This window comes from Novosphingobium soli (genome assembly GCF_042432915.1).
Classification (GTDB): Bacteria; Pseudomonadota; Alphaproteobacteria; order Sphingomonadales; family Sphingomonadaceae; genus Novosphingobium; species Novosphingobium soli.
Window position 1 is genome coordinate 1 of sequence record NZ_JBHLWK010000050.1, and the last position, 1833, is coordinate 1833.

The 1833-nt window shown below is 68.8% G+C and carries 2 protein-coding genes; both read right to left on the reverse strand.

Going from position 1 to position 1833, the window contains the following annotated elements; translation table 11 throughout:
- Positions 1–57 precede the first annotated feature (57 nt).
- Positions 58–666: an LON peptidase substrate-binding domain-containing protein gene (locus tag ACFFJC_RS21210; RefSeq protein ID WP_379489235.1), complete on the reverse strand. Its 609-nt coding sequence runs from the start codon at positions 664–666 to the stop codon at positions 58–60.
- Between the two features lie 8 nt (positions 667–674).
- A complete protein-coding gene (locus ACFFJC_RS21215) occupies positions 675–1574 on the reverse strand; it encodes a tetratricopeptide repeat protein (RefSeq protein ID WP_379489236.1) in 900 nt (299 codons plus the stop codon).
- Positions 1575–1833 lie beyond the last annotated feature (259 nt).

Below are 1833 nucleotides of genomic sequence, written 5' to 3' on the forward strand. Positions count from 1 at the left end.
ATCCCCCTTACGATTCACTCAAACAAGATCACGCTCTAACCGCGTGCTAACCGGGCGCTATTGCAGCGTGGTGCCGTCCTCGTCGCCGTCCCCGGTGCGGCCGAAGAACTGCATCAGCTGGACCAGCAGGTCGCACCGCGCCGCCAGCCCCGCCGCCTCCAGCAGCGCCTGCTTGGCCGCCGGATCGAACGGCGCGATCTGCGAAACCCCGTTGATGAGCGAGGCATCGTCGAGCCGGCCCACCTGTTCCCAGTCCACCACGTAGCCCTGCGCCTCCGCGAAGCGCCGCGCCTCCCGCTCGAAACTGGCGCGCTCGATGGGGGCGAGCACCTCGTCGCGCTCGCCCAGGAGCTCGGCCTCGACCTGCCGGAACGGCGTGGTCACGTTCAGTTCGCGCAGCACCCGAAAGCGCGTCTCGCCTTCCAGCACGATGTTGAAGCGGCCGTCCTCCAGCGCCTCGACGTCGCCGATGCGCCCCAGGCAGCCGACCGAGAACAGCGGCGCGCCCTCCGCCGCGCGCTGCGGCTGGATCATCCCGATGCGCCGGTCCCGCGCCAGCGCATCGCTCACCATGGCGCGATAGCGCGGCTCGAAGATGTGCAGCGGCAGTTGCAGGCCGGGGTAGAGCACCGCACCGGGCAGGGGAAAGATCGTGATGCGCGCCAAGGGCGTGGTCAGCCGAACAGGACAGTCGAGAGCTTGCGCCGCGTGGCGGAAACCCAGGGGTCCTCGAGCCCGATCGCCTCGAAGATCTGCAGCAGCTTGGCCTTGGCGGCGCCCTCGTTCCACTCGCGGTCGAAGGCGATCATGCGCAGCAGCGTCTCGGCGGCGGTGTCACGCTCGCCCGCCGCGAAGGCAGCGCCCGCGAACGCCAGCTGCGCGTCCATGTCGGCCGGGCGCTCGGCCGCGGCGGCGCGCAGGGCGGCCAGTTCGCTGTCTTCCGGCTTGTCCTTGGCGAGCGCCAGCGCCTTGCGCGCGCGGTCCACCTGCGGATCGCTCGACAGCGGCTCGCCGAGCGAATCGAGCACCTGGTCGGCCTCCTCGAGCCGCCCGGCCGCCACGAAGGACCGGATCAGCCCCGAAAGGACTTCGGCGTTGTCGGGTGCCATGTCGAGGATCTGCATGAAGATGCCGGCGGCCCGTTCGCCGTCGCCGCCCGCCAGCGCGTCCTCGCCCATCGCGATCAGCGGGGCAAGGTCCTGCTCGGGCTCGCCGCCCGGCTGCACCGGCAGCTTGGCGAGGATCTGGTCGAGCATCGACTTGAGCTGCGATTCCGTGCGGGCGTTGGTGAGGTCGGCGACGGGCTGGCCCTGGAAGATCGCGTAGACCGTCGGGATCGAACGGACCTGGAACTGCGAGGCGATGAACTGCTCCTCGTCGACGTTCACCTTGGCGAGCACGACGCCCTTGTCCGCGTATTCCGCCGCCACCTTTTCGAGCACCGGGGTCAGCGCCTTGCAGGGTCCGCACCATTCGGCCCAGAAGTCCAGGATCACCAGCTGGGTCATCGAAGGCTCGGCCACCGCCTTGCGGAACCGGTCCACGGCCTTCTGTTCGTCGAGATTGAGACCCATGCTGGCCAAGGTTCTTGCTCCCTTACTCTGGATGCGTGCTGCTGATCGGCTCTCTAGATCGGCCTTCGCGGGCGGTTTGTGAAGGGACAATGCGTTCGCTTCGGGGCGCGGCCGGGCTGGTGGATTTTTCTTGCGGATTCCTCTTGCGGCCCTGCCGAACCGCTGCTAGTGGCGCGCCTCCACCCCGGACCCGCCGCTTTCGAGCAGCGGATTTTCCGAAGCGCCAGAGCGGGCGTAGCTCAGGGGTAGAGCACAACCT